Raw genomic sequence first — 23,826 nt, 5'->3', positions numbered from 1 at the left:
CTTTTTACTCTTCAGTGGGCAAAATGGCGTAAGCCTCTTGCCATCCAAGTCCGTGATCAAACTATTCTTCAGCCGGCCCCTCAATCGCAGCTTTCAAGTTAATACTTAAACGCACCTGCTCCAAATCCTTGACAACAATTACATAAGTTCGGGCAAAAATATCTCCTACTCGCTGGCAATTCCGGGAATTAACGAACACAAATAAGACAAGAAGGGAAAGTGAGGCTTCTATATATCGAGTCACGTTTCGGATGATCACCTGAAGAAGCGTCGGCGGACCACCGACGCCATTAATGGCAATAATTCCGAATAGATACTTCCCCGGCGTACGACCACTCATCAAGTATTCGCAAAATGGAAAATACAGCAGAAACACCAAGAGATAGACGAGCCCGTCAAAGGCGAAATTTGACTTCATCATCACCACACACAGCAGGACAACTATCACTTTATCAATGGTAAATGCCCCTGCTCGCCGTACCGCCAAGGATGTCCTTGATACTTCCATGTCAACTCCAATTTCGTGCCAAATCCAAAGCATGAGCTGTAAAGTGAATATCGCGAGCACCATTAATAAACACTAGCGAGCGGGTGCGGTGAGGGCCGTATTCAATGGAGAAAAACGGTGCGAAGCCATAGACACCTCGCCACCAAGGCGGGTGAGTAAATCAGTCGTTCCCTCGAAAAACGAATGACGGCCCAGTAATGGCTTGATATTAGAGAGCCACTATTCTGACGTCAATTAAATGCAGCTGAAAATGCAAGATTCTCGGCCCTTGTTGACCCCGGTGGTCTGGGCTCATGATGCACCTGACACCAACAGCGTCTATGACGTCGGGAATAAGGCCATGAACACCTATCAACCCGTGAACTGTGACCTGTATGACTATCTGGAGATCGCCTGCCTGCGCGGCTACCGGCTGGATGTCGAATTGAAGGATGGTGCACGCCTGGTCGCCAGGGCGCTGACCACGCGAACGGCCAGCCAAGGCTTTGTCACTACTTGCATGGCTTAGATTTGCATATTTTTTGGTTACATCAGCTCGACAGGTCGTTGGATCTGGTTTCGTTCGGCAACCTTTCAATTCCTCGACTAAAGCATCAACCTCGTGATTCAGGAAATTGTACTGTGTCCCACTCTGTGCCACCCATGCCCCGGTTTGCAGCTCGTGGCTATCGGCGTCTGGGTTAAGCGCAGCAACTGTCAGTACTCCGATGAGTTGAGAATTCATCAGCAACAGTTGGTCTCTTTTCTCCTCCCTATTGTTTTGCTTTGTGCCCTTTTTGCTCTTTCTACTCAAATAACCAGCTTCCTGGAACCCGTTGTCACGGGACAGGACCATCTGCCCCAATTTTTCATCTCGACCCAACAAAAAATGAGAAAGCTAACAGTTACCCAGGTATACGACCCCACTCGAAAGTTCCATGACCCAAGGTTCTATTGATATCGAACAGAAAACGTCCAATACTCGGCCATCAGATAGCTTAATAGAAGGGTCAATCGGCTGGGCATCAGTAATCCATTTTATTTCAATGATAGATGCACCTAAAAAATCAGAAATTAAGACGGGTGCATCATCATCCCAACAGGCAAACTGCAACTTATGGTTTTTTGAAACACGCCAGACACTCTCGGTACGAAAACTCCAATCTGCCGTAGACAGTATCAAAGTATCGCCATCCCAAGATACTTGCTCAATTTTTATTGGAAAAAAAAGAGCCACAGCTTCAAAAATATCAATCATAACCTAGTCCACTTGCTCAATATGTGTACGCTCTCTAATCCATTGTTTCCTTTCAGCCTTCGATAAACCTTGCGGTGGCTGCGGCGGCTTGCCAGTCGTAGGATCAACAGGTCCACCATTTGCGTTCTCAAAGGATGCGCGCTGGGGGCTCCGTCCATCAGCTTGCATCACTCGAACTCGTGAACCATCAGGCAATGCATATTGAGTTCCGACCACATTCCCGCTAGTCGGAGAGACCACCGGCTTGGATGGATACCCCGCCGCCTCAAAATCAGCGATCATCTTAGACTGACTTTTGGAAAGATCCACTCCAGAAACATGGCTTATTGATCCAACATTTGCTTTTGCCTCCCCTATCGGAACCTTAGGCAAGTTACTATGACCCACCTCCGCATCGATCAGCGGACTCGACGGGTTGAAGTTCTTTGGTGTCTCACCACCGTTTTTCGACGCCCCCACGACACCGTCTGCGTAACTTGTCTTTCCACTACCTCCTAAACCAGCTAGTGCCGCGGGGTTGATTCCAAAAGGATTGAAACCTTGTTGATCCAGGTATCGTCCAATTTGACTCAGCGCGTCCGACTCACCATCCCATGCCGCAAGGCCGACCTGTCCGGCAACGAGAGTACCAGCGCGGGTCATGTCGTTGATATTACTGGTCAAAAAGCGATCAGTTATTCCAGTATCATCAGTCTTCCAAAGCTCGGTTACTTGTGAGGTTTGCTGCGCACGCTGGTATCGGGCAGTCCCTGCACGCGCGGTGTGTTGATCAGGGCATTGCCCCGGTTGGGCAATTGGACGCCGACCGTGCCGTCACCGGCAGCGGTGTTGACGTTGACCTGTGCAGTCTTGTCGTTGAGGTTCAGCGATGGGCTACCGGCCAACGCCAGCTCGCGGTTCTTGACCGACACCAGGTCGTTGTAGTCGAACTGCAGATCGCTGGCGTTCCTGACGGGCATGCCGTCCGGACGCTGGGTTGTGGCGCCGGTAGCGGAACCGATGGTCCGTGGCGGGTTGGTGACGATCGTCGAGTCTGTGCCGTTTTTGCCGCTCAGGCGGAACATGCCGGTGTCGCCAACCGGCAGGCTGAAGCCCGGCAGTGTAATCGGGTTGACCTGTTGCTGGGCCAGGTCCGGTGGAAGCTGGCTGTTGAGGGTGATGATGGTGGTTTTCCCGGTGCCGGTAGCGCCGGTGCCGGTGTTGCGAGACGTACCGGAGATGCCCGAACTGTAGGCTCGTTCAACACCGTTGGTGATTTTGTTGGCGGCATTGATGGTGACGTTGCCGGCGCTTTGGAAGATCTCCGACGCAAATTCTGTAGGGTCTGCGGCGATGATCTTTAATCAAAAAAAGGCGTCGACTTATTTTTTCGCTTAAAAAAACCTATCTTCTCTTTGATCGCTTCTTTTGCCACCCAACTTTTAGTTCGTCAACTTTTCTCTTACCTTTCTCCATGCATCTATTTGCCCACGAACTGCGAACAACTAATCAACCATATTTTTCAAAAACTCAATACCAGACTCATTACGAACAACATACAAACTTTCGTACTGAAATGAAAGAACGAACTTAAAAAGCGTTTCCATCGATAGCCTTGTAACAAAAGATCTAATATCCATAGAACTTTCCAACAAAGACCTTATAGGACAATGAAATGCACCACTCATACCTGCTTTCCAATCAGCATTAATCCCTTCAGCAACCACATCTTCAGGAGTAGCAAAACAGCGGAAAACAAAATAAACACCTGAATTCTTGAAGTTACCCGTTAGATAACCACTTTCAACTCCGTACTCTGCCCCAATTTTTGAGAGCACCGAAGAAATTTCTTCATACGATATGCCTTCTTCAATCTCAAGATTCATTGTGATCGTCATTTCGAAGCCTCTATCACTCTAAACTCTCCACCTTTCATCAAATAAAGCTTTCTCAAGCCTTGGACCGGATTCGAGCGAAGGGCGCTTTCTATCTGTTCGAAGGTCAATGTAGAGTCAGCCAAATTCACGACGACATTACTCGCCTGCGTCTCAACCTTGCCGGTTATTGTCTTCAGCACCGAAATTGGACTATTAGTGATTGGCGAGAAAACATCAGCTAGTTCACCATTTATTCGCAAATCAGGGTTGGCCCCTTTCTTTCCAGTATTTGCCAACTGCTCGACATCATACCCAGCTTGAGCAAGCTTCTTGGAAGCCTCATTTTGACGCTCAATTGATCGAATCATGTCCGGGCTTGCATTTTTTGGTGGAAGCTCAGGCTCTCCATTCAAAGAGCCTATCTTTGATAACTCCTTGGTTCCAGCCTCAGCGTCTGTCATAGCACTAGTCGGATTCAGATTATTCTCTGCTCCCCCTCCTTTTGCACGGGAGTTTGCAGATCCTTCCCTGAAAGCCGCAGCCAACGCCTTTTTTGCAGCAACCGCCGCAACACCACCCGCAGCGATTAAAATCAGGTTATCAGCAATATCCTTGGCCTGCTCATCGGACAATCCCCACTTTTGCTGCATCGCCTTGGCGATGGCGCCTGTGGTGTGCCCGCCTGTGAACGTAGCGAGCATCTCTTGAAACTCGAGATTGGATTGCCTCAGGACCTCCCATTCCTTGTTAGGACCATCGCCAAGTAGCGGATAAATATCGTCCAGATTCGCCATGGTATTGGCAACCTCTCTGGAGTAAGCAGCACAGCTATTAACGTTGGCGGAACACGCTGCCGCCGCTTCCAGGTCCTGCGCGAAGCTCAACTCTTTATATTTGGCTACCGTGTTGTCTCGGCACGCTTTGTCTGAGCAGGCTCGCAACTCCTTGGCTGCTTCAGCCAACTGATCATGATTCAGGTAGTTGTACTGCGTTGCATTCTGCGCCACCCATGCGCCGGTACTCAGACTTTTTCCATCCGCGTCGCTTTGCGTCGCTGCCGCCAACATACCCACTAATTGAGAAGTCATGTTTAGCAGATTCTTGTCGCCACCAACCCAGGTATTGAGTTGACTGACCAACGCTTCGTTTGCCCCTGCGGCCAATGCACCCGTCGTGAAATCACCCCCGCTGACTTCAGACAACAAGCCGCCAACTACTGCGTGAATCATGACTTTTTGCAGGCTGCCATCTGCATATACGTTCTTGGTGTAATCCCCCACGGCATTGAAACTGGCTGCGGCCAATGTATTGAACAGGGTGCTTTGCAGCGCGGTGCCCAAGTCACCGCCCTGTCCCATTATTTTGCCGAGCGCTGCCGAAGTACCATTTTGCAAGCCTTGGCTAGCGGCGAATTGGCCAATACCTTTCCACGTACCAAGATCGATAGTGATCTTCCCCGTGATAGGGTCGGTTGTTGTGCCGGTCCACTCACTGAAATAGCCAGCGGTAAAGCCCGCTGTCAGCCCGGAAATGACGTAACCCTTCAATGCATCACTGGAAGTCACATCCTTGAACACAGCCCCAAGGTTGCCTCCGTTGTTGATAAAGCTGACTGTTGCGTTGGTTGCCGCCCCTGTAGCGACAGCTGCGCCTCCGGCGGCAAAAACACTGCCCATTGAACCTAACGCGTTGAGGGCATATGGACCTACAAAAGCAGCCATCACGATCGCGATTGCTAATTGTGCTCCTGCACCCAGACCTGAACTGCTGTAGTCGTAGGAGTCGTGGATTTCCTTGACGAGCTGCCAATTCACGTCTCCCCGCTGCTCGGCATCTTTCAGCCACACCATTTGCGGGTCGGCGGCTACCATCGCGTCGATTGCCTGACTCACAGTCTGTTGATCAACCTGCTTAACGTCGATATGCAGGCCTTCAACCGCTTTGATCGTCAGTTGGCCTTGAGCAACCAGCACGCTTTGGCGCAAGGTTTCATCGGTATAGCCTTTGCCCGACATAGATGTCCACGCCAAGCTATTACTGCTCTTCTCATGACTCTCCTGATGCAGGTCCTTCACAGCCTCAAAGGTAATGCTACCCCCACTGTCCAGCGTCAGATCACCACCCGTTGTGATCTGACTACCGACATTCACCACATCGGTCACTTCATCCCGGCGGGTTGCCTTCTGCCCAAAACTGCCCTTGCTCTTCTTGTCGTACAGCGAATAGTCCGTGTCCTGCGCGGCCAGCAATTCAATGTTGTTGCCCGCCACCAGATAGGCTTCATCGCCGGCGGTGATACGGCTGGAGATGAATGTCAGGTCATTGCCCGCGCTCACCGCCAAGTCACCGCCAGCCGTGATCGCACTGGCGACTTGTTTGACGTGGTCCTCCTGCGCAGTGACTTTTTTGGACTTGTAGTAGGAGTGGCTTTCGTCGGCGCCGGAGGCAACGGTGACGTCCCCCTCCGCGCTCAGGCCGATATTGCGTTTGGCTTCCAGTTCGCTGGCGACGATGTTGATGTCGCGGCCAGCGCTGAGGGTGATGTCGCGTCCGGCGTTCATGCTGGAGCCGAATTGGGTGACCGAGCTTTGTTGCCGGCCACCGGTGTCGGCGCTTTGCTGCTCGGTGGAAACGATGTTGATGTCGCGCCCGGCCTGGATGTCGGTGTCCCGACCGCTGGAAAGTACGCTCCCCGTGTTCAATACGTCCCGGCCCGCGCTGATGCTCAGGTCGTTCGTCGCTTCGATCCGCGCGGCGCTGTCCAGATGGTCGCGCTGCTGGGTGTAGCCTCTGTTGCTGAAGTCGGTCGTGGTGACGGTGCGCTCGTTGATGACATCGCCTTTCACCGCCGTCAGGGTGACATCGCGCCCGGCAATGACGCCGCCGGACTTGTTGATGATGTTGTTACCCGCCAGCAAGTCGAGACGGTTGCCGGCTTCGATCAAACCGCTGTTGGTCAGGTCCTGCCCGGCGGATGCCGCCAGGTTGTTGGTGGCACGCAATGTTCCCGCGTTATTCAGATCCTGCCCGGCAATCAGGGTCACATCACCGCCCTGGATCAACGCCCCGTTCGGCGCCAGGCGATTGTCGGCCTGGGCCAGGTACAGCACTGGCACCAGGACCTTTTCGCCGTTCACTTCATGCTCTTCGAGCCAGACGATGTCGTGGGTCAGGGCCGCGACTTGCTGGGCCGTCAGGGTTACGCCCACCGACAGGTTCAGCTCGTCCTTGCTGGCGATGGCATTGTTCATCAGGTACTTGAACATGGTCTCGTCGGAGGTCTGGCCATCGATGAAGCGCTGCCCGGTACGCTCGACCACCGCTTGCTGAATCAGCCGTTGTTCGAAGAAGCCGTCGCCCAGGCGTTTGGCGGCGATGTCCGGGTCGTAGCCGAGGTTGGTCAGCAGGTAGTCCGAGCTCATGAACTGCTTGAGGTCGGTGAGTACCGGATTGGTCTCGATCAGGTACTTGTGGGGGTTGCTGCGCACGCTGGTATCGGGCAGCCCCTGTACGCGCGGGGTGTTGAGCAGGGCATTGCCACGGTTGGGCAATTGGACGCCGACCGCGCCGTCACCGGCAGCGGCGTTGACGTTGACCTGCGCAGTCTTGTCGTTGAGGTTCAGCGACGGGCTACCGGCCAACGCCAGCTCACGGTTCTTGACCGATACCAGGTCGTTGTTGTCGAACTGCAACTCGGTGGCGCTCCTGACGGGCATGCCGTCCGAACGCTGGGTTGTGGCGCCGGTCGCGGAACCGATGGTCCGTGGCGGGTTTGTGACGATCGTCGAGTCTGTGCCGTTTTTACCGCTCAGACGGAACATCCCGTTGTCGCCCACCGGCAGGCTGAAGCCCGGCAGTGTAATCGGGTTGACCTGTTGCTGGGCCAGGTCAGGTGGGAGCTGGCTGTTGAGGGTGATGACGGTGGTTTTACCGGTGCCGCTAGCGCCGGTGCCGGTGTTGCGAGACGTACCGGAGATGCCCGAACTGTAGGCACGTTCAACACCGTTGGTGATTTTGTTGACGGCATTGATCGTGACGTTGCCGGCGGCCTGGATGATCGCCGAGGCAAATCCCGACGGATCTGCGCTGATGATCTTTTCGCTGAAGACGGCGTTTTTTATGAAGTCGGGGGCGTCGGTTCTGATACCTGTTGAATACTGAGACGCATCAAATTTAACCGCGGGTAGTACGTTGCCGGTGTAAGACCCTAAATAAAGAACGACGGGACCAAGATCCTGATAATAGTCATATTCGTTCTTCGCACCTTGCTTCACTTGTCGAGGGGTCGTTCTCGACTCAACTTCATTGACGTTCCAGAAACGCAGATCCTGGTTGTAGTCCGCATCGTTGTACATGTTGTACATGGCGATCTCACGCCATTGATCGAGAGATTGCCCGCCAGTGACGTATTTACGGGAAACGTAATCCCCCGTAGCGGTACCGGTGTTCTCAAAGTTGCTCACGCTGATACCGATGTTCCCTGAAGCCGCGACGGTCGAGTTCGAGTTCAGGAACGAACCACCGGAGACATCAAGATTACGTCCGGAGGTAATAGAGGCAGCCTTGGAGCTTTCCCCCTCGAGAATAGTGACTCTGTATTTCTGCTCCCATACCAGATGACTGGGTAGTCCATCGTCACGAACGTCCGTCCAGAAACGTGGTAGCTCAGTACATTCATAACAACGAACACCAATATCCGCCGAATACATCTCGGACACGGTCTTGAACTGGTCCCGGCGATTGACGATCGAGTCGGCCCGGATCGAGAAATTGCCAACACTCTCCATCGTCCCGGAAAGGTTCTCCACCAATGCCGCACGATAACCCGCATCGTCGCGCGCAATGTCGATGGCACCCAAACTGTAAACATCGGATTTCTTGTTGCTGAAACTGCCCACCCGAAGCTTCAAATCGCCGCCACTGAACAGGAAGCCACCCTGGTCGTTGAGCAATGACGACGCACTGAGTTTCAGCCCCGTCCCACCCGCCAGCGTGCCGTAGTTGTTTACGGCGCCGGCATTGACGTTGAGGTTGTTGCTCGCGGTAAGACGCCCATAGTTGCTCAATACCGACAACCCGCCCCGACCGCCCACGGTGGTATTGCCACCGCCGGCAATGCTGGCGGCGCTGTTGAGGGTGATGGTGGATGCGTCGACCTGCATATCACCGAGGCTGGTCAGGCGGCCGTTGCCGCCATAACCACCGCTCAACTGCATATCCAGGCTGCCATCGCTGGCAATCAACCCGTCGTTGTTCCAGCTCCCACCCCGAGCCACGAGCTGACTGGAGGCCAGCAACTGACCGCTCGCGGTCTGGCTGAAGTTGTTGACGTTCACCGTCAATCGCCCGGCCTGAATCACACTGCTGTTGGTCCAGCTGAGGGCATTCAGGTTCAGGTCGCCACGGGTGACCAGCGCGCCGCCTGCGTTCATGACGTTGGCGGTGGAGATTTCGAACAGCCCGGTGCCGACATGGGTCACGGAGCCGCCGGCGTTGAGTAAACCGGGTGTCGCGAGCGTCAGCTGCAGGTTGGCGGTTTCCAGCAGTCCATTGCGGTTATCGAACTGGCTGCCGATCTGGAAATCGGTTTTTCCGCTGGTGCCCAACGCCCGCAGCTTGCCGCCCTGGTTGTCGAGGTTGGTGGCACGCACAATAAGGGTACCGGCACTTTCGATCAGGCCTGCACGGTTAGTGAGATTGCCGTCGAGCCCGAGGTCGATCCCGTTGCCGCTGACTTGCCCGCCGCTGTTGTTCAGCGAGCCCGCACTGACTTTTACCAACCCTGCGGCATAAATCCCGCCATTGCTGTTGTCGATCGCACCACTGCCGGTGTTGAGCAGAATGTCGCCAGTGTTGGCCGCGATCCGGCCGCCGTCGCTGTAGATACCGCCCAACGCTTGCAAGTCGAGGCGGCTGCCTTCGAGCTTGCCGCCCTGACCGTTTTTCAACACACCAGTGAGTCGGGTTTGCAGCAACCCCTTGAGGCTCGACAGCACACCGCCACGGCTGTCGAGGCTGGCGGCAGTGAGCTTGAGATCGCCGTTCTGGGCGATGAGTTTGCCGCCCTGGTTATCGATCGCACCGTTGCCTGCCTCCACGGTCAGCGCGTTGTAACTCTGCACGGCCCCCTTGGCATTGTTCAGGGCTGTAGCAGTGATGGTTACACCGGCATCGCGACTGGAAATCAGACCGTCAGTGTCGTTATGAACAGTGCCGGTGACCGTGAGATCCAGTTGCCCGTTGGCCGACAAGGTGCCGCGCTGGCTGTTGTTCAGATCACCAGAGGTCATCAGGCTCATCAAGGACTGGCTGATCAGTTGGCCGCCCTGGTTGTCGATGCTGCCGGAACGCTTGACCACCAGCGGCCCCTGGCTGCCGAGGACACCATTGGTGTTGATCAGGGCACCGAGCAAATCGAGGGTGAAGGCGTCTTCACCGATGAAGCTGCCACTACTGTTGTTCAGCTGCGTACCGGTGAAGGTCAAGGCTTTGCTGGCTGTAATGCTGCCGGCCGAGTTGTTCAGCGTTGCCGCAACGATATCCAGGGTGTCGCTGCTTTCGATCAGGCCACCGGAGGTGTTGGTGATCGTGCCACCGCTGATCGTCAGGGTCTGCTTCGCCCCGCTGGTAACGATGCCGTTGCTGTTATCGAGGCTGGCGGCCTTGATGCTCACCTTGCCCTTGCCGGCCAGCCCGCCCTGGGTGTGGTTGATCAACGCGCCGCTCAGGTCGATGTCCAGATTGCCGAGCAGGCTGGAGAGCGTACCTTCCTGACTGTTGTCGAGGGTGTCGCCGGTCAGGCTCAAGCCATTCCAGCCGGACACCAGGCCACCCTGGTTTTTCACCTCGGCCGCACTGAGGGTCAATTGATCGTTGCTGATCAGGTTGCCGCCACGGTTGTCCAGGGTATTGCCGGTCAGGCTGAAGCTGTTGACGCTGGAGATTTCGCCTTTGCGGTTATTCAGATCACGCAGGTGGGCGATGCTGAGCACGCCCTTGGTATTGATCAGGCCATCCTGGTTATTCAAATCCGCAGGGGTCGTGCCCAGGTCGAGGCTGATGCCCGCCCCGCCGAGCAACGTGCCGCCCTGGTTGTTCAAGCCGTTGCTGTTGAGTGTCAGCTGTTGCACTGCCTTGATGATGCCGTTGTCCTGGTTGTTCAACAGGCCGTCGACGGTCACACCCAGATCACTGTCACTGAGCAGGACCCCGGCGCTGTTATCCAGGCTCGCCGCACGAATCTGCAACGCCGCGGCGGCGATCTTGCCTTTGATCGAGGTCAGCGCGTTGTCGATTTGCAGGGTGAGTTTCTGGTTGCTGAGCAGTTGACCGCCGCTGTTGTCCAGCGCTGTGGCCGTCAGGTAGAAAGCCTGTTCGCTGGAAATTTCACCGTTGCGGTTGTTCACATCGGCGAGGTTTTTCAGCAGTAACTGACCCGGCGCATTGATGAAGCCGTCCTGGTTGTTCAACGCCCCACCGTTCAGGTCCAGACTCAGGCTGCCCTGGCTGAACAGTTTGCCGCCCTGCTGATCAAGGCCACTGACATCGGCCACCAGCGCAATGCCTGCACCGAGGCTGCCGGCAGTGTTGGTGACTTGCCCCGCCTTCACATTCAACTGACCGGCGGAATAGATATTGGCCTGGCTGTTGTTGAGCGCACCGGTGGTGATGCTCAGTTTGCCTTTGCTGCTGAGGATGCCTTTTTGCTGGTTATCCAGCGCGCTGCTGTCGAGCGTGAGGGTGGCATCGGTCAGCAGCTTGCCACCCTGGTTGCTGACAACGCCCCGGGTGTCAACTGTCAAGGCTTTTGCGCTGGAGACCGTGCCTCCGTTGTTACTGAGGCTTTCTGCGTTGATAGCCAGGGCTCCTTCGCTGACAAGGCTGCCCTGATCGTTATTCAGATCCGATGAAAGCGTGATGGTCAGGTCGTTCTGGGTCAGCAGGCGGCCGCTGTTTTCCAATGCCTGGCCGGTCAGGGTCAGCCCGCTGTCGCCGGACAGCAAGCCCTTGTTGCGATTGATCACCTGATCCACCGTCAGCGCCAGATTGCCGCCGGCCAGGACATAACCGCTATCGCTGTTGTCAAGGTAAGCGCCGATCAGGGTCACGTCGGCCTGGCTCGACACTTCGCCATTACGGTTATCGAGGTGATCGACCGTCAGTTTCAGCGCTTTTGTGGCACCGACCAGACCTTCACTGCTGTTATCCAGGCGCGCCGCCTTGACCGTCAGGTCGTTGTCGGCGATAACCACGCCGGCCTGGTTGCCGAAGTCGTCGGTGACCGTGAGATCCACATCACCCCGACCACGAATGTCACCACCATTGTTGTTCAGACTGGCGCTGTGGCTTTCAAGGCCCGCAGCGGCGATCAGCCCCTTGACGTTGCTCAGTGCCTGATCGATCACGAGGGTGAGTTTTTCGTTGCTGAGCAGTTTGCCGCCGTCGTTGTTCACGCCTTGGGCATTGAGGCTCCAGGCCTTTGCCCCGGAGATTTCACCTGCGCTGTTGTTGACCTGATTGAGGTTTTTCAACAACAACTGACCCGGCGTGTGAATATTGCCGCGCTGGTTATTGAGCAGGCCGTTGTGCAGGTCCAGGGTCAGGTCGGCGTTGCTGAACAGCTCGCCGCCGTCCTGATCGAGCGAGGTCACCGAAAGATCAAGCTGTTGCTGACTGCCGATTTGCCCGGCGGAGTTGTCCAGGTGTCCGGCCGTAACCAACAGGGTGCCATCGGTCGCCAGGCTGCCGCCGAGGCGGTTGTTGAACTCGCCGGTGGTCACACTGGAGTCGGCCTTGGCGCTGATGATCCCGTTATTGCTGTTGTCGAGGCTGCCGCTGTTGAGCGTCAGCCCCTTTTGCGAGGCAATCAGACCGCCCTGGTTCAAGGCTGCACCGACCGAAGTCAGCGCCATGGACTCAAGGCTCGACAGCTTGCCCAGGCGATTGTCGAGGCTGCCAGCGCTCAGGGTCAGTTGGCCCTCGCTGCTGATCAGGCCTTGGCGGTTATTTAGAGTGTCATCGTAAGTCAGGTTCAGGGTTCCCTGACTGACGATCCGCCCGCGGATGTTACTCAGGCCAATACCGGTGAGCGTGCTCGCGCCTTTGCTGAAAATCAGGCCCGCGGTGGCGTTGATGATCTGCTCGACCTTGACGCCCAGCGTGGTGTCCGACAACACCTTGCCGCCATCACTGTTGTCCAGGCGTGCGCCTTCGACTTGCAGGCCCTTCTGACTGGACAGCGAGCCGCCACGGTTATCGATCGTGTCGACATTCAATGTCAGTGTCTTGAGCGACGCGACCAGGCCATCCTGGCGATTGTCCAGCGCCTTGCCGGTCAGCTTCAGATTACCTTCGGCAACCAGTTCGCCCCCCAGTTGATTCAGGGTGTCGATGTTCGCGTCAATGTCGCCTTTGCCGGAAATACGCCCGGCATTGTTGGCAACCTCAGCGGCCTTGAGGGTCATCAGCCCCGTCGCGGTGACCAGGCCGCCGTTGCTGTTGTCCAGTTTGCCGCCGTCGAAGGTCAGCGCCGCCTTGCTTTCCAGCCGTCCCTTGTCACGATTGTCCAGCTCATCGACCAGCAACTGCACCGCCTGGTCGGCACGTATCACACCGTTGCGATTGTCGGTGTTGGCACTGCTGACGATGAGGGTGTCGAGGCTGGAAATCTTGCCGGCGCGGTTGTCCAGGCGAGTGGCCTGCACATCCGTCGCGCCATTGGCCTGAATCACGCCTTTCTGGTTGTTCAACTGGGCACTGACGTGGGTGGTCAGCCGGCCTTCACTGGTCAACTGGCCTTGATGGCTGTTATCGAGATTTTGCGCCCGCACGCTCAGCGTTTGCTTCGAGCCAATCTTGCCCGCACTGTTATTGATCGTGCCCATTGCCGTGATATCCAGCGAACGGCCCGCCATCATCAGGCCCGCCACGTTATCCAGCGACGTGACGGTCAGTACGGTGTCGGCCTGGCTGGTCAGCTCGCCATTGCTGTTGACCAGCTGCCCGATACTGCCCGTGAGATTGCCGGTGCTGTTGATGACACCGTTGTTGTTCAACACCTGGCCGGCATTGAGGCTCAGGGTGCCGTTGCTCAGCACGCGCCCGTTGTTGCGGTTGTCCAGTGTGCCGGCAGTGATTGCGGTGTTTGGCGCACTGAGCGTGCCGTTTTGGTTGTTCAGGTTTTGCGTGGTGTTCACCGTCAGGTTGCGACTGGCAACCACGCTTTTGCCGGCGTTGTTGAGATTCTGCGCGCTCAGGCTGACATCGCCATTGCCATTGCGGCTGTTATCCGCGTTGACCCCGGCTTCGATGATGCCGTTGTTGGTCAATTGCCCACCAGCGCTCAGGCTGATGCTGTCCCGAGCCGCGACCGTTTGCCGCGCGGCGAGGTTGCCCAGGGTCTGGACGTTGACGGTGCTGCCGTAAACGGCGCCCTGCGCATCGAGACTGGCGGCTTTGACATTCACGGTGCCGGTGGCGGCTGTTTGCGCCAGGCTGAGGTGCCCATTGGCATCGATCTGGATATCCCCGCCACTGGCCACGACGTTGCCGGCCAACTTCACCCCGACCCCCGCCTCGGTGCCCACCAGCTTGATCGCCCCGGCGTACATGCCGCCCAGTGCCGAGCTGTCGATGGACAGTTGCGGCTTGGCGCTGCCGTCCTCGGCGCGGGCGGTGGCGTTGAGGGTTTGTGCGTTGACGTCGTTGCGACCGGCGACGATGGTCAGGTTCTTCGCCTGAATCTCGGCGTTGATCCTGGCGCTGCGGGTGATGATTTCGAAGCTGTCGACGTTGCTGGCGTTCAACCCGGCCCCGTCGATGGAGACGCTGCCTTGATCGACCTGAAACCGATCCACACGCCCACTGCCATCAAGCACCGGTTTGCCCGTGGTCAGGGTCACCCGTGGCGTATTGATGAACCCGCAACCGTTGCAGCTGATGCCGTAAGGGTTGGCGACGATGACGCGGGCCGACTGCCCCGCCACTTCGGTGTAGCCGCGCAACTGGCTCGGACTGCCGCCAGCCACTTCGTTGAGGATGGTTTGCGCCGCGATCCCGTTGGTCATATTGGGGTTGCCGACGATGATGCCGCCCAATTGCGTCGCGCCGGTCTGGTTGGCGACGTTGTTGAGGATGACGCCCGGGGTCCCGACGTTGTAGTCGACGAACTGGTTATGCGACAGACCGCTGCCATTGGGCGTGGCGATGTTGACGATTGGCACACCATTACCCGCCTGACCGAGACTGGTGCCGGGATTGGCCACCACTATCCCATCGGCTTGAGCCCAGATCGGCTGCCAGAACATGACGTTGGCCAACAGGAACGCCAACCCACGCTTGGGCATGCCCCAGAAATGTTCTCGGGTTTTCACCACCGCTGAAGGCTGGCGTGCGAGCAAGGCGTAGTGACGGGCGTCCATGTCATTGATCTCGAATGGCGGTAATTAGAGGAAAAAATCCACGCGAAAATAGATCGGTGCTTCACGTTCCGGGAGAGCGTCTGGGCGCTCCAGCGAGTGTGCGAATGTCACGCTGGCGGCCATGTGCTGGCCACGGGCAAACAGCTCCAGCGAATTGCTCGACATGCGTCCGTGCTGATCGCCGTTGTAGCGATCATCACGAATCACACCCTGGTCGTAACCCCCGCCGGTGCCGTATTCGGCGAACAGCGGGCGCAGCCATTGCAGCGTCACCGGTCGCGTCCAGCGCAGGTCATTGCGCCAGTAACCACCACTGTCGCCCGACAGGGATTGGTCCTTGTAACCACGAATCGAAGACTGCCCGCCGAGGCTGGTACGCTGCGGGCTGAACAGCACATCTTCGCTGCGCTGGCCGGTCATCAGGCTGGTGAAGCTGAAGGACTCACCCCACAGCTTGAACGGCTGCAGGTACGTCGCCGTGGCGGTGTATTTGCGGTAGCGAGCGTTAGGCTCGCCCGGCCCCGGATGGTCGTTGCCCTGGGCGTCGAGTGCACCTATGCCCTGCTGCATGCCCAGGTCAAGGTTGACGAACGCACTGCCCACTCGCCGTCCATGATTGAATCCGTACTGCATCTCGCTGATACGGTTGCTGCTCAGTTTGAGCTTGCTGTCTTCGATGAAGTTGTTGGTACGCAGGTAGGAGAAACCGGTATTGAGCGAGGTCTTGCTGACCGCATCCCGATGAATCACCCGTTCGGCGCGTAGTTGATGGTTTTCGCTGTCGCCGGTTTGCTTGAAGTTGAAACCGTTGGCGGCGATCTGCGAGCGGTATTCGCTCTGGTTGTAGGTGTAACTGAAGTTCCACCAGCCCCATGGCAGGTTGTAATTGAGCAGCGCGTTGTTGGAGGTGTGCTGGTGATCGGTCATCGCATCGTGACCGCCGCGCAGCATCAATTGATCGGCCAGGCCCAGCGGGCTGTCCCAGTCAAAGGTCGTGCCCCACTGTTGTTCGCCTGTGCTGCGCTGACCGTCGTTGTTGCGTGAAAGCCCCACGCGCCAGGGCTTTTGCGGGCTGTTGGTCACCAGCACTTCACTGCCGCCGACATTCTTGCCGGGGGTCAATTCCATCTTTGCCTGGTTCGAAGGCAAGCGATTGAGCTGATCGACCAGTTGCTCGATCTCGCGCAGGTTGACCAGATCGCCGGCCTTGCCGGGAAACGCCATGGCCAGTTCACGTTCGGACAATTGGCTGTCCGGCGCGCTCTTGAGACCTTCGAGGCGCCCCTCGACCACCAGCACTTGCAGATGCCCGCCTGACAAGTCCTGCTGCGGCAGGTAGGCACGACTGGTGACCAGGCCTTTTTCGATGTAGTGGTCGGTGATGACTTTCAGCAGCTCATTGAGCTGGGCAACGCCCAGGCACTGGCCGATGTAGGGCTTGAGCAATTGATCGCGCTCGGCGACAGACAGGCTGTCGGCCCCCTTGAGTTCAATGTCTTTTATAGGAAAGCAACGGGTATCGACCGGCTCTGCCGATGGTGTCGGCAGGGCTTGTTTGCCCGGCAACTCCTTGAGTTCTTCAAGGCGACGACGCTGCTCTTCGAGCAAACGATCCTGGCGCTCGCGGATCAGGTCGGTATCACCTGGGGTGGGCGCGGCAAGGACAGTATTCAGTGGAAACAGGCAGAGCAAAGCCGTGCACAACCTCGCCACCAAGGCGGGTGAGTACATGAGTCGATCCCTCGAATAACAGATGATGGCCAAATAGTGGCGCGATGTTAGAGAGCCACTATTCTGGCGTCAATTGAGAAACGGCTGAAATGGCAACGTTATCGGCAGCTTCAATGGCCCAGACGGGTCTGAAAACATTAACGGGAGGGGGGATGTGCTGAAACCGGACCGATCCTGCGCAATGGTAGGAAAGCTCCTGAAAAGAGGACGGGAGAGTCCTCAATTACGGATCGTTTTTAAACACCCGCTTGTTCAGGGTGCATCAATGGACATGGCCTGGCTGAGGTCAATTCTGCTTACGCCCATCGAGTATTCAGGGTTCATGGAGAAGTCATCGCGAGCAGTCTCGCTCCCACAAAGTGCGTGCGTCTGACTCATGCCGGTTGCGGCAGCTGATGCTCCCGACAAATCAACTCGATTTCCCTCGATTCCAGCGGCTCCTGGGTCAATCCACAAAACGCCCCGCCCTTCACCGTCTGATGAAACCGGCAGGTGCGGCACAGGCCAAACCCCGGTACGTCTTCACCGCGCTGGATATTGCGCAGCAGGTCCGACAGCAAGGCTTCCAGCACCTGTGCATCGGCGCCCATACGTTGCGCGGCGGCGAGCAGGAAGTCCGGGGGGGTCACCGCGTCCAGCAGCGCCTGGGCCGGTTCGGTGAGTTTCATGTGCACGCTGCGTTTGTCCCGGGCATCCGGCTGTTTGATCAGCAGCCCTTTGCTTTCCAGGGCCTTGAGCGATTGCGAGACCGTGCCTTTGGTCAGCCCCAGGTACTCGGTGACCGCCAACGGCGTGTCGGAGTAGCGATTGCAGCGACCGAGGTAGATCAGCGCACTCAACTGAATCGGCTGCAGGTCCGCCAGCATCGGGTGCTCGCGGAACCAGACGCGCGTCAGGCTCGACAACCTTTCCAGCAGATCAAACAACACGGTGGCGATTCCTGATCGATGAAGTCAATAAATGGTATCGAATAAAAACCATATCGACAAAGGCTCAGTTTGCCTTAGGCTATTGGTATCGATTCGAAACATAACACATCAACCGGAAACCGAAGGAGAACAAATGATGAGCATCAAGGTCTTCGATACCCACGTGCGCACGAAAGATGGCCGTTACCTGCACTTCGATGTGCTGATCGAGGAAAACGACCCGGACCTGGCGAAATCCTATGCACGCCGGTTCCTTGATGAACAGGGTGTCCAGGACGAAGATATTGCCCAGGACAGATGCCAGTTCTGTCACGTTGAACCGTCCAATCCCGAAGTGGCCGCGGCCATTGCCAGGCAGGGTTACTTCATCCTCAAACTGCAAGGTTGCCGGGAGTAACCCCATGAACAGCTATCAGCCCCTGAACTGTGACCTGCATGATTATCTGGAAATCGCCTGCCTGCGCGGTTACCGGCTGGATGTCGAACTGAAGGATGGCGCACGCCTGGTCGCCAGGGCGCTGACGACGCGGACCGCCAGCAGCAAGGAAGAATTCCTCTTGCTGGAAACCGCTGATGGCCAACAGGAGGTCCGCCTGGACCAACTGTTGGCCATCACCCCGCTGGATGCCAATGCGCAGTTCGGCCGGGTGGCATTTTCCGATGCCGTCTGCTCTTTCTGATGCTCCGGCAGGAACTTGCTCACACCAGCGACATGCCGCCGTCCACATGCAACTCGATGCCGTTGACGAACGAACTGTCGCTGGACGCCAGGTAAAGCGCCGCTTGCGCCAGTTCATCGGCCTCGCCCACGCGCCCTGCCGGGATCATGTCCGCCAGCATCTGCATGAACCCCGGACGCTGTTCTTCCGAGACCCCCAGTTTGCCAATGATCGCCGTATCGACCGGGCCAGGGCTCAGCACGTTGACGCGGATCCTGCGCGCGCGCAGCTCCAGCGCCCAGTTGCGCGCAAACGCTGCGATAGCCGCTTTGGAACCGGCGTACACCGCGTGCCCGTCGAACACTTTTGTGGCGGCCAGGGAGCTGGTCAGAATGATGCTGGCACCGTCGCGCAACACTGGCGTGATCGCCTGCACCCCGAAAAATACCCCGCGGGCGTTGATGTTGAATTGCGCATCGAACTCCTCCGGCGTGACCTGCGACGTGGGCGTCGAGGTGACGACTCCGGCGTTGGCCATGTAGATATCCAGTGCCCCGAATCGCTCGCGCACCTGTTCGGCCACGTCGGCATGATGCTCGACGCTGGCGACATCGCCCCTGATACCGATGGCGCCATGGCCGATCTGGCGCACGGCCTCGTCCAGAATCTCCTGGCGTCGGGCGCTGATGATCACCTGCGCGCCTTGCCTGGCGAACAGACAGGCCGAGGCCAGGCCGATTCCACTATTGCCGCCGGTGATCACCGCGACCTTTCCTTTAAGACGTTGCATGTGCTGACTCCGCTTGTTGAAGGCGCGCAGTATCATGTCCGCCGATTGAGCCAAACAGTCCTGCAAACAGCACATCAGTTGTGCCCTGGAGTCACACCATGTCGAGCCTGTTGAACCAGTCGGCCAGCCTGATCGCCTTTGTCCGCGCGGTCGAAGCCGGCTCGTTCAGCGCTGCGGCGCGCAACGCCGGGACCACACCCTCGGCCATTTCAAAAAGCATCGCGCGGCTGGAAGCAGAACTGAATGCCAAGCTGTTCCGCCGCTCCACACGGATGCTTAGCCTCACGCCCGAGGGCCAGGCGTTTTTCGAGCGTGTGGCGCCGTTGTTGCAGGCCATCGATGACAGCGCCGATGCCCTGCGCCACACCGGCGGTGCCCGTGGTCATTTGCGGGTCAGCATGCCCAGTGAACTGGGGCGATTGCTGATGCCGCGGATTCATTCGGTGTTCCTCGCCGATCACCCGCAGGTGGAGCTGGACCTGACCCTGGTCGATCATCGTGTCGAGTTGATTCGCGAGGGTTACGACGTGATCTTTCGCGTCGGCAGCCTGGCCGACAGCGACCTGAAAAGCCGCACCCTGGCCCAGCTCGACATGGCGCTGGTGGCGTCCCCGGCGTTCATCGATCAATGGGGCAATCCCTCGTCCATCGACCAATTGCGTGCCCTGCCCTTCGTGCGTTATCAACTCAATGGTCACACCCTGCCCATCGTTTTCGCCAACGGGGAAACCCTGGTGCCTCGCGGGCGCATCGGGCTTGATTCGGGGTTCGGCCTGCGGGCTGCGGCACTGGAAGGGATGGGCGTCGCTTATTTGATGAAGTGCACGGTGCAGCGGGATTTGGATAACGGAGATCTGCTGCAGGTGCTGCCCGAGGAAAAACTGCCGGCGCGGGCGATTCATTCGCTGCATGCGTTTGGCGCGTTGACGCCGATTCGGATCAAGTTGTTTGCGGATTTTGTTCAGGGGGAGTTGTTGCGTCTGAATGGCAGTTGATGGTCTGTTGCCTTTCCCCTGTAGGAGCGAGCCTGCTCGCGATGACGTCGGTACAGTCAACATCGATGTTGCCTGATACACCGCATCGCGAGCAGGCTCGCTCCTACAGGGACTGGGTCAATCCTCGACTTATTTATCTGACTTGATAGCCGTCCACACCCGCGTCCGCACCCGCTCCAGCTTCTGCGGCAACGGCTGAACCACGTAGAGCGTCGCCAGGGCTTGTGGCGTCGGCGTTAGGTTGGGGTTGCCGGTGATTTCCTTGTTGATCAGCGGCAGCGAGTCCTTGTTCACGTTCGGGTAACCCAGGAAATCGCTGATCGGTGCAATGACTTTCGGGTCGAGCAAGGTGTTGAGGAACTCGTGGGCTTCCTCGACGTTCTTCGCGCTTTTCGGGATGGCGAAGGTGTCGAACCAGATCGGCGCGCCCTCCTTCGGCAGGCGCCAATCGACCACCACGCCATTGCCCGCTTCCTTGGCGCGATTGCCGAACTGGTAGAAGCTGCCCGAGTAGCCGATGGCCACGCAAATGTCGCCGTTGGCGATGTCGGTCATGTACTTGGCCGAGTTGAAGTAGGTGACGTACGGGCGAACCTTGAGCATCAGCGCCTTGGCTTTTTCGTAGTCATCCGGATTCTGGCTGTTCGGGTCCAGCCCCAGGTAGTGCAGGGCCAGCGGCAGGATTTCCGACGGCGAGTCGAGCATGGCCACGCCGCAGGCCTTGAGCTTCTCCATGTTTTTCGGGTTGAACACCAGGTCCCAACTGTCCACCGGCGCATTCTCGCCCAGCGCTGCCTTGACCTTGGCCGGGTTGAAGCCGATCAGCACGGTGCCGTACATGTAGGGCACGCCGTACTGGTTGCCGGGGTCGTTGGCGTCGAGCAGCTTGAGCAGTGCCGGGTCCTGGTGCTGCCAGTTGGGCAGCTTGGACTTGTCGAGTTTCTGGAACACGCCAGCCTTGATCTGGGTTTCGATGAACTGGTTCGATGGCACCACCAGGTCGTAGCCGGAGTTGCCGGTCAGCAGCTTGGCTTCCAGGGACTCATTGGTGTCGAAGGTGTCCCAGGTCACCTTGATGCCGGTCATGTCGGCAAAGTCCTTGGGCACGGACGGCAGGATGTAATCCGCCCAGTTGTAGACCCTCAACTCGCGCTGTTCGGCGTGCACGGCGCTGGCCAGCAGAGTCAGCCCGCAAACCGTGGCGCCCAGGATGCGTTTCATGGTGTCCATGGATCAGTTCCCCAATGTCAGCTCGTTGGTTTTTTTGTAGTCGGCAGTGGCCTGAAGGACGGCCAAGGGCAAAGAAGATCGAGGTTTCTGGTTGTGGCCTCGATTCTTGCTGACAGCCTGGACGGTTCACAGCGCGAGACAGGCCAAAAGGGGATCGAAATGGCCATTATCCGTGTCCGGATGGACCGGGGGCTGCAATTGGGGGGCTGCATTTGAGCGGATAACCGGCGGGCATAAAAAAACGCCAGTCCCGAAAGGAACTGGCGTTTCTGATACCACGAATATGGCAGGGGCGGCTGGATTCGAACCAACGCATGGCAGGATCAAAACCTGCTGCCTTACCGCTTGGCGACGCCCCTGCAAATGTTGCAACGAATGCCTGGCATTCGACTCCTGATTCACAACCTGTTTGATGGTGTGTTTCGGAATGCGCGGAAATTTACCAACATTTGTTTCATCTGTGAAGCCCCTCACCCACATTTTTTCTTTTAAAACAGCGACTTGTTATTAATGCTGCCCCGTTGTGGTAAAAAAAATTAACGCCAAGGTTGAAATCCGCTCCCTCTCGCGTAAGGCTGTGCAACCAGAAACGTTATGAAAAACCTTTAAAGAGAAGTGAAGTTCCTGTGCTCAAGATTCCCCCGCCAGGCAAACACTCACCATATTCCCCCTCTACTGCCGGTACTGACCGCATGATCCAAGTCACTGAAGTTTCCATTGCCCAACTGCGTGCTGCACTCGAATCTGGCCAGACCACCTCGGTCGAACTGGTGCAGGCCTACCTTGCCCGCATCGACGCCTACGACGGCCCCGAGACGCCGACCGCACTCAATGCCGTTGTAGTGCGCAACCCGGATGCGCTCAAGGAAGCGCAAGCCAGCGACGAGCGTCGCGCCAAGGGCCAGACCCTCGGCCCCCTCGATGGCATCCCCTACACCGCCAAGGACAGTTACCTGGTCAAGGGCCTGACCGCAGCGTCGGGCAGCCCGGCCTTCAAGGACCTCGTCGCCTACCGCGATGCCTTCACCATCGAACGCCTGCGCGGCGCCGGGGCGATCTGTCTGGGCAAGACCAATATGCCGCCGATGGCCAATGGCGGCATGCAGCGCGGGGTCTACGGCCGTGCCGAGAGCCCCTACAACGCGGCCTACCTCACCGCGCCTTTCGCCTCCGGCTCGTCCAACGGTGCCGGCACCGCCACCGCCGCCAGCTTCGCCGCCTTCGGCCTGGCCGAGGAAACCTGGTCCAGCGGTCGCGGCCCGGCGTCGAACAACGGCCTGTGCGCCTATACCCCTTCGCGCGGGGTGATTTCGGTGCGCGGCAACTGGCCGCTGACACCGACCATGGATGTGGTCGTACCCTTCGCCCGGACCATGGCCGACCTGCTCGAAGTGCTCGACGTGGTGGTGGCCGACGACCCTGACAAGCGCGGTGACCTGTGGCGCCTGCAACCCTGGGTGCCGATTCCGAGCGTCGCCTCGGTGCGCCCTGCTTCCTACCTGGAGCTGGCGGCAAAGGCCGACTCGCTGGCGGGCAAGCGCTTTGGCATTCCGAAGATGTACATCAATGCCGACCCTGAAGCCGGCACCAGCGAAGCGCCGGGTATCGGTGGTCCGACCGGGCAGCGCATCAACACCCGTGACTCGGTGATCGGCCTTTGGCAGCAGGCGCGCAAGGCGCTCGAAGCCGCGGGCGCCGAAGTGCTCGAAGTCGATTTCCCGCTGGTGTCCAACTGCGAAGGCGATCGTCCGGGCGCACCGACCGTGTTCAATCGCGGGATCGTCTCCAAGGAGTTCCTGCACCATGAGCTGTGGGACCTGACGGCATGGGCGTTCGATGACTTCCTGCAAGCCAACGGCGATCCAAAACTGAACCGCTTGGTAGACGTCGATGGCCCGCAGATTTTCCCTCACGACCCCGGCACCCTGCCGAACCGCGAGGGCGACCTGGCGGCGGGCATGGACGAATACGTGAAGATGGCCGAGCGCGGCATCACGCCGTGGGACCAGATCAGCACGGTGCCTGACGGGCTGCGCGGTCTTGAACGGACGCGCAAGTTGGACCTGGAAGACTGGATGGACCGGCTGGGCCTGGATGCGGTGCTGTTCCCGACCGTCGCCGACGTTGGTCCGGCGGATGCGGACGTCAACCCGGCCTCTGCCGATATCGCCTGGAGCAACGGGATCTGGGTGGCCAACGGCAACCTCGCCATTCGCCATCTGGGTGTTCCGACCGTCACCGTACCCATGGGCATCATGCCGGACATCGGCATGCCGGTCGGCCTGACCTTTGCCGGTCGTGCCTATGACGATTCGGCGTTGTTGCGGTTTGCGGCGGCGTTCGAGTCCACTGGAAGCAAGCGGCAGATTCCGCCGCGCACTCCGCCCCTGCCAGCAGGTAAATAAAACTGTGGGAGCGAGCCTGCTCGCGAATGCAGAGTGTCAGGCAACATAAATAGCGACTGATACACC

The 23,826-nt window shown here is 57.9% G+C and carries 14 protein-coding genes, 1 tRNA gene and 1 pseudogene; 5 read left to right on the top strand and 11 right to left on the bottom strand.

Annotation, left to right across the window (positions count from 1 at the left end):
- Positions 1-61 precede the first annotated feature (61 nt).
- Positions 62-508 carry an RDD family protein gene (locus ABTV29_RS12430; RefSeq protein ID WP_433770598.1) on the bottom strand — a complete coding sequence of 149 codons (447 nt, stop codon included), beginning with the start codon at positions 506-508 and terminating at the stop codon, positions 62-64.
- Positions 509-848: 340 nt separating this feature from the next.
- Here ABTV29_RS12430 and ABTV29_RS12425 point away from each other — a divergent pair.
- Positions 849-986: pseudogene (locus ABTV29_RS12425) on the top strand (Rho-binding antiterminator); the annotation flags it as partial.
- A gap of 399 nt (positions 987-1,385) precedes the next feature.
- Here the strand turns inward: ABTV29_RS12425 and ABTV29_RS12420 are convergent.
- The 7 genes from ABTV29_RS12420 to ABTV29_RS12390 all read right to left on the bottom strand — a co-directional run bounded on the left by ABTV29_RS12420 (position 1,386) and on the right by ABTV29_RS12390 (position 17,681).
- Positions 1,386-1,745, bottom strand: a complete 360-nt coding sequence (locus ABTV29_RS12420; protein WP_433770596.1) for a hypothetical protein — start codon at positions 1,743-1,745, stop codon at positions 1,386-1,388.
- Between the two features lie 3 nt (positions 1,746-1,748).
- On the bottom strand, positions 1,749-2,408 hold the full coding sequence (locus tag ABTV29_RS12415) for a hypothetical protein (RefSeq protein WP_433770594.1): 660 nt from the start codon (positions 2,406-2,408) through the stop codon (positions 1,749-1,751).
- 44 nt (positions 2,409-2,452) lie between these two features.
- Entirely contained in the window at positions 2,453-2,809 is a 357-nt protein-coding gene (locus ABTV29_RS12410; RefSeq protein ID WP_433770592.1) for a hypothetical protein, read from the bottom strand.
- 420 nt (positions 2,810-3,229) lie between these two features.
- Positions 3,230-3,622: a hypothetical protein gene (locus ABTV29_RS12405; protein WP_433770590.1), complete on the bottom strand. Its 393-nt coding sequence runs from the start codon at positions 3,620-3,622 to the stop codon at positions 3,230-3,232.
- Positions 3,619-15,021, bottom strand: coding sequence for a filamentous hemagglutinin N-terminal domain-containing protein (locus ABTV29_RS12400; protein ID WP_433770588.1), 11,403 nt, complete (start codon positions 15,019-15,021; stop codon positions 3,619-3,621). The genes ABTV29_RS12405 and ABTV29_RS12400 overlap by 4 nt, the downstream gene beginning before the upstream one ends.
- A gap of 24 nt (positions 15,022-15,045) precedes the next feature.
- Positions 15,046-16,752 carry a ShlB/FhaC/HecB family hemolysin secretion/activation protein gene (locus tag ABTV29_RS12395; RefSeq protein WP_433770586.1) on the bottom strand — a complete coding sequence of 569 codons (1,707 nt, stop codon included), beginning with the start codon at positions 16,750-16,752 and terminating at the stop codon, positions 15,046-15,048.
- A 374-nt stretch (positions 16,753-17,126) separates the two neighbouring features.
- The gene (locus tag ABTV29_RS12390; RefSeq protein ID WP_433770584.1) at positions 17,127-17,681 is read right to left on the bottom strand and encodes a MarR family winged helix-turn-helix transcriptional regulator; all 555 of its coding nucleotides are present in this window, start codon (positions 17,679-17,681) and stop codon (positions 17,127-17,129) included.
- Positions 17,682-17,817: 136 nt separating this feature from the next.
- Between ABTV29_RS12390 and ABTV29_RS12385 the strand changes: the two genes are divergently transcribed.
- Positions 17,818-18,078 carry a DUF2024 family protein gene (locus ABTV29_RS12385; RefSeq protein WP_433771852.1) on the top strand — a complete coding sequence of 87 codons (261 nt, stop codon included), beginning with the start codon at positions 17,818-17,820 and terminating at the stop codon, positions 18,076-18,078.
- Positions 18,079-18,082: 4 nt separating this feature from the next.
- Complete coding sequence (locus ABTV29_RS12380) at positions 18,083-18,361, top strand: Rho-binding antiterminator (RefSeq protein ID WP_433770582.1); 279 nt, start codon at positions 18,083-18,085, stop codon at positions 18,359-18,361.
- Between the two features lie 19 nt (positions 18,362-18,380).
- On the opposite strand, the gene ABTV29_RS12375 is transcribed toward ABTV29_RS12380, so the two are convergent.
- Positions 18,381-19,130, bottom strand: coding sequence for an SDR family oxidoreductase (locus ABTV29_RS12375; RefSeq protein WP_433770580.1), 750 nt, complete (start codon positions 19,128-19,130; stop codon positions 18,381-18,383).
- A gap of 98 nt (positions 19,131-19,228) precedes the next feature.
- Here ABTV29_RS12375 and ABTV29_RS12370 point away from each other — a divergent pair, with 98 nt between their 5' ends.
- A complete protein-coding gene (locus ABTV29_RS12370; protein ID WP_433770578.1) occupies positions 19,229-20,125 on the top strand; it encodes a LysR family transcriptional regulator in 897 nt (298 codons plus the stop codon).
- Positions 20,126-20,254: 129 nt separating this feature from the next.
- Here the strand turns inward: ABTV29_RS12370 and ABTV29_RS12365 are convergent, their stop codons facing one another.
- Both ABTV29_RS12365 and ABTV29_RS12360 read right to left on the bottom strand, forming a co-directional pair.
- Positions 20,255-21,355: a polyamine ABC transporter substrate-binding protein gene (locus ABTV29_RS12365; RefSeq protein WP_433770576.1), complete on the bottom strand. Its 1,101-nt coding sequence runs from the start codon at positions 21,353-21,355 to the stop codon at positions 20,255-20,257.
- A 284-nt stretch (positions 21,356-21,639) separates the two neighbouring features.
- Positions 21,640-21,714, bottom strand: a tRNA-Gln gene (locus tag ABTV29_RS12360).
- Between the two features lie 333 nt (positions 21,715-22,047).
- Here ABTV29_RS12360 and ABTV29_RS12355 point away from each other — a divergent pair.
- Positions 22,048-23,760, top strand: a complete 1,713-nt coding sequence (locus ABTV29_RS12355; RefSeq protein WP_433770574.1) for an amidase — start codon at positions 22,048-22,050, stop codon at positions 23,758-23,760.
- Positions 23,761-23,826: the final 66 nt, after the last annotated feature.

The organism is Pseudomonas putida (assembly GCF_050989985.1).
GTDB lineage: Bacteria > Pseudomonadota > Gammaproteobacteria > Pseudomonadales > Pseudomonadaceae > Aquipseudomonas > Aquipseudomonas putida_AI.
Note: the sequence above shows the minus strand (reverse complement) of the source record. Positions and strands in the feature narration are given on the sequence as shown.

Excerpts from the sequence above, each read along its gene's own strand:
- ABTV29_RS12420 (WP_433770596.1), bottom strand. The coding sequence starts at position 1,745 with ATGATTGATATTTTTGAAGCTGTGGCTCTTTTTTTTCCAATAAAAATT.
- ABTV29_RS12365 (WP_433770576.1), bottom strand. The coding sequence starts at position 21,355 with ATGGACACCATGAAACGCATCCTGGGCGCCACGGTTTGCGGGCTGACT.
- ABTV29_RS12395 (WP_433770586.1), bottom strand. The coding sequence starts at position 16,752 with ATGTACTCACCCGCCTTGGTGGCGAGGTTGTGCACGGCTTTGCTCTGC.
- ABTV29_RS12380 (WP_433770582.1), top strand. The coding sequence starts at position 18,083 with ATGAACAGCTATCAGCCCCTGAACTGTGACCTGCATGATTATCTGGAA.
- ABTV29_RS12430 (WP_433770598.1), bottom strand. The coding sequence starts at position 508 with ATGGAAGTATCAAGGACATCCTTGGCGGTACGGCGAGCAGGGGCATTT.
- ABTV29_RS12370 (WP_433770578.1), top strand. The coding sequence starts at position 19,229 with ATGTCGAGCCTGTTGAACCAGTCGGCCAGCCTGATCGCCTTTGTCCGC.
- ABTV29_RS12410 (WP_433770592.1), bottom strand. The coding sequence starts at position 2,809 with ATGTTCCGCCTGAGCGGCAAAAACGGCACAGACTCGACGATCGTCACC.
- ABTV29_RS12355 (WP_433770574.1), top strand. The coding sequence starts at position 22,048 with ATGATCCAAGTCACTGAAGTTTCCATTGCCCAACTGCGTGCTGCACTC.
- ABTV29_RS12400 (WP_433770588.1), bottom strand. The coding sequence starts at position 15,021 with ATGGACGCCCGTCACTACGCCTTGCTCGCACGCCAGCCTTCAGCGGTG.
- ABTV29_RS12405 (WP_433770590.1), bottom strand. The coding sequence starts at position 3,622 with ATGACGATCACAATGAATCTTGAGATTGAAGAAGGCATATCGTATGAA.
- ABTV29_RS12385 (WP_433771852.1), top strand. The coding sequence starts at position 17,818 with ATGAGCATCAAGGTCTTCGATACCCACGTGCGCACGAAAGATGGCCGT.
- ABTV29_RS12375 (WP_433770580.1), bottom strand. The coding sequence starts at position 19,130 with ATGCAACGTCTTAAAGGAAAGGTCGCGGTGATCACCGGCGGCAATAGT.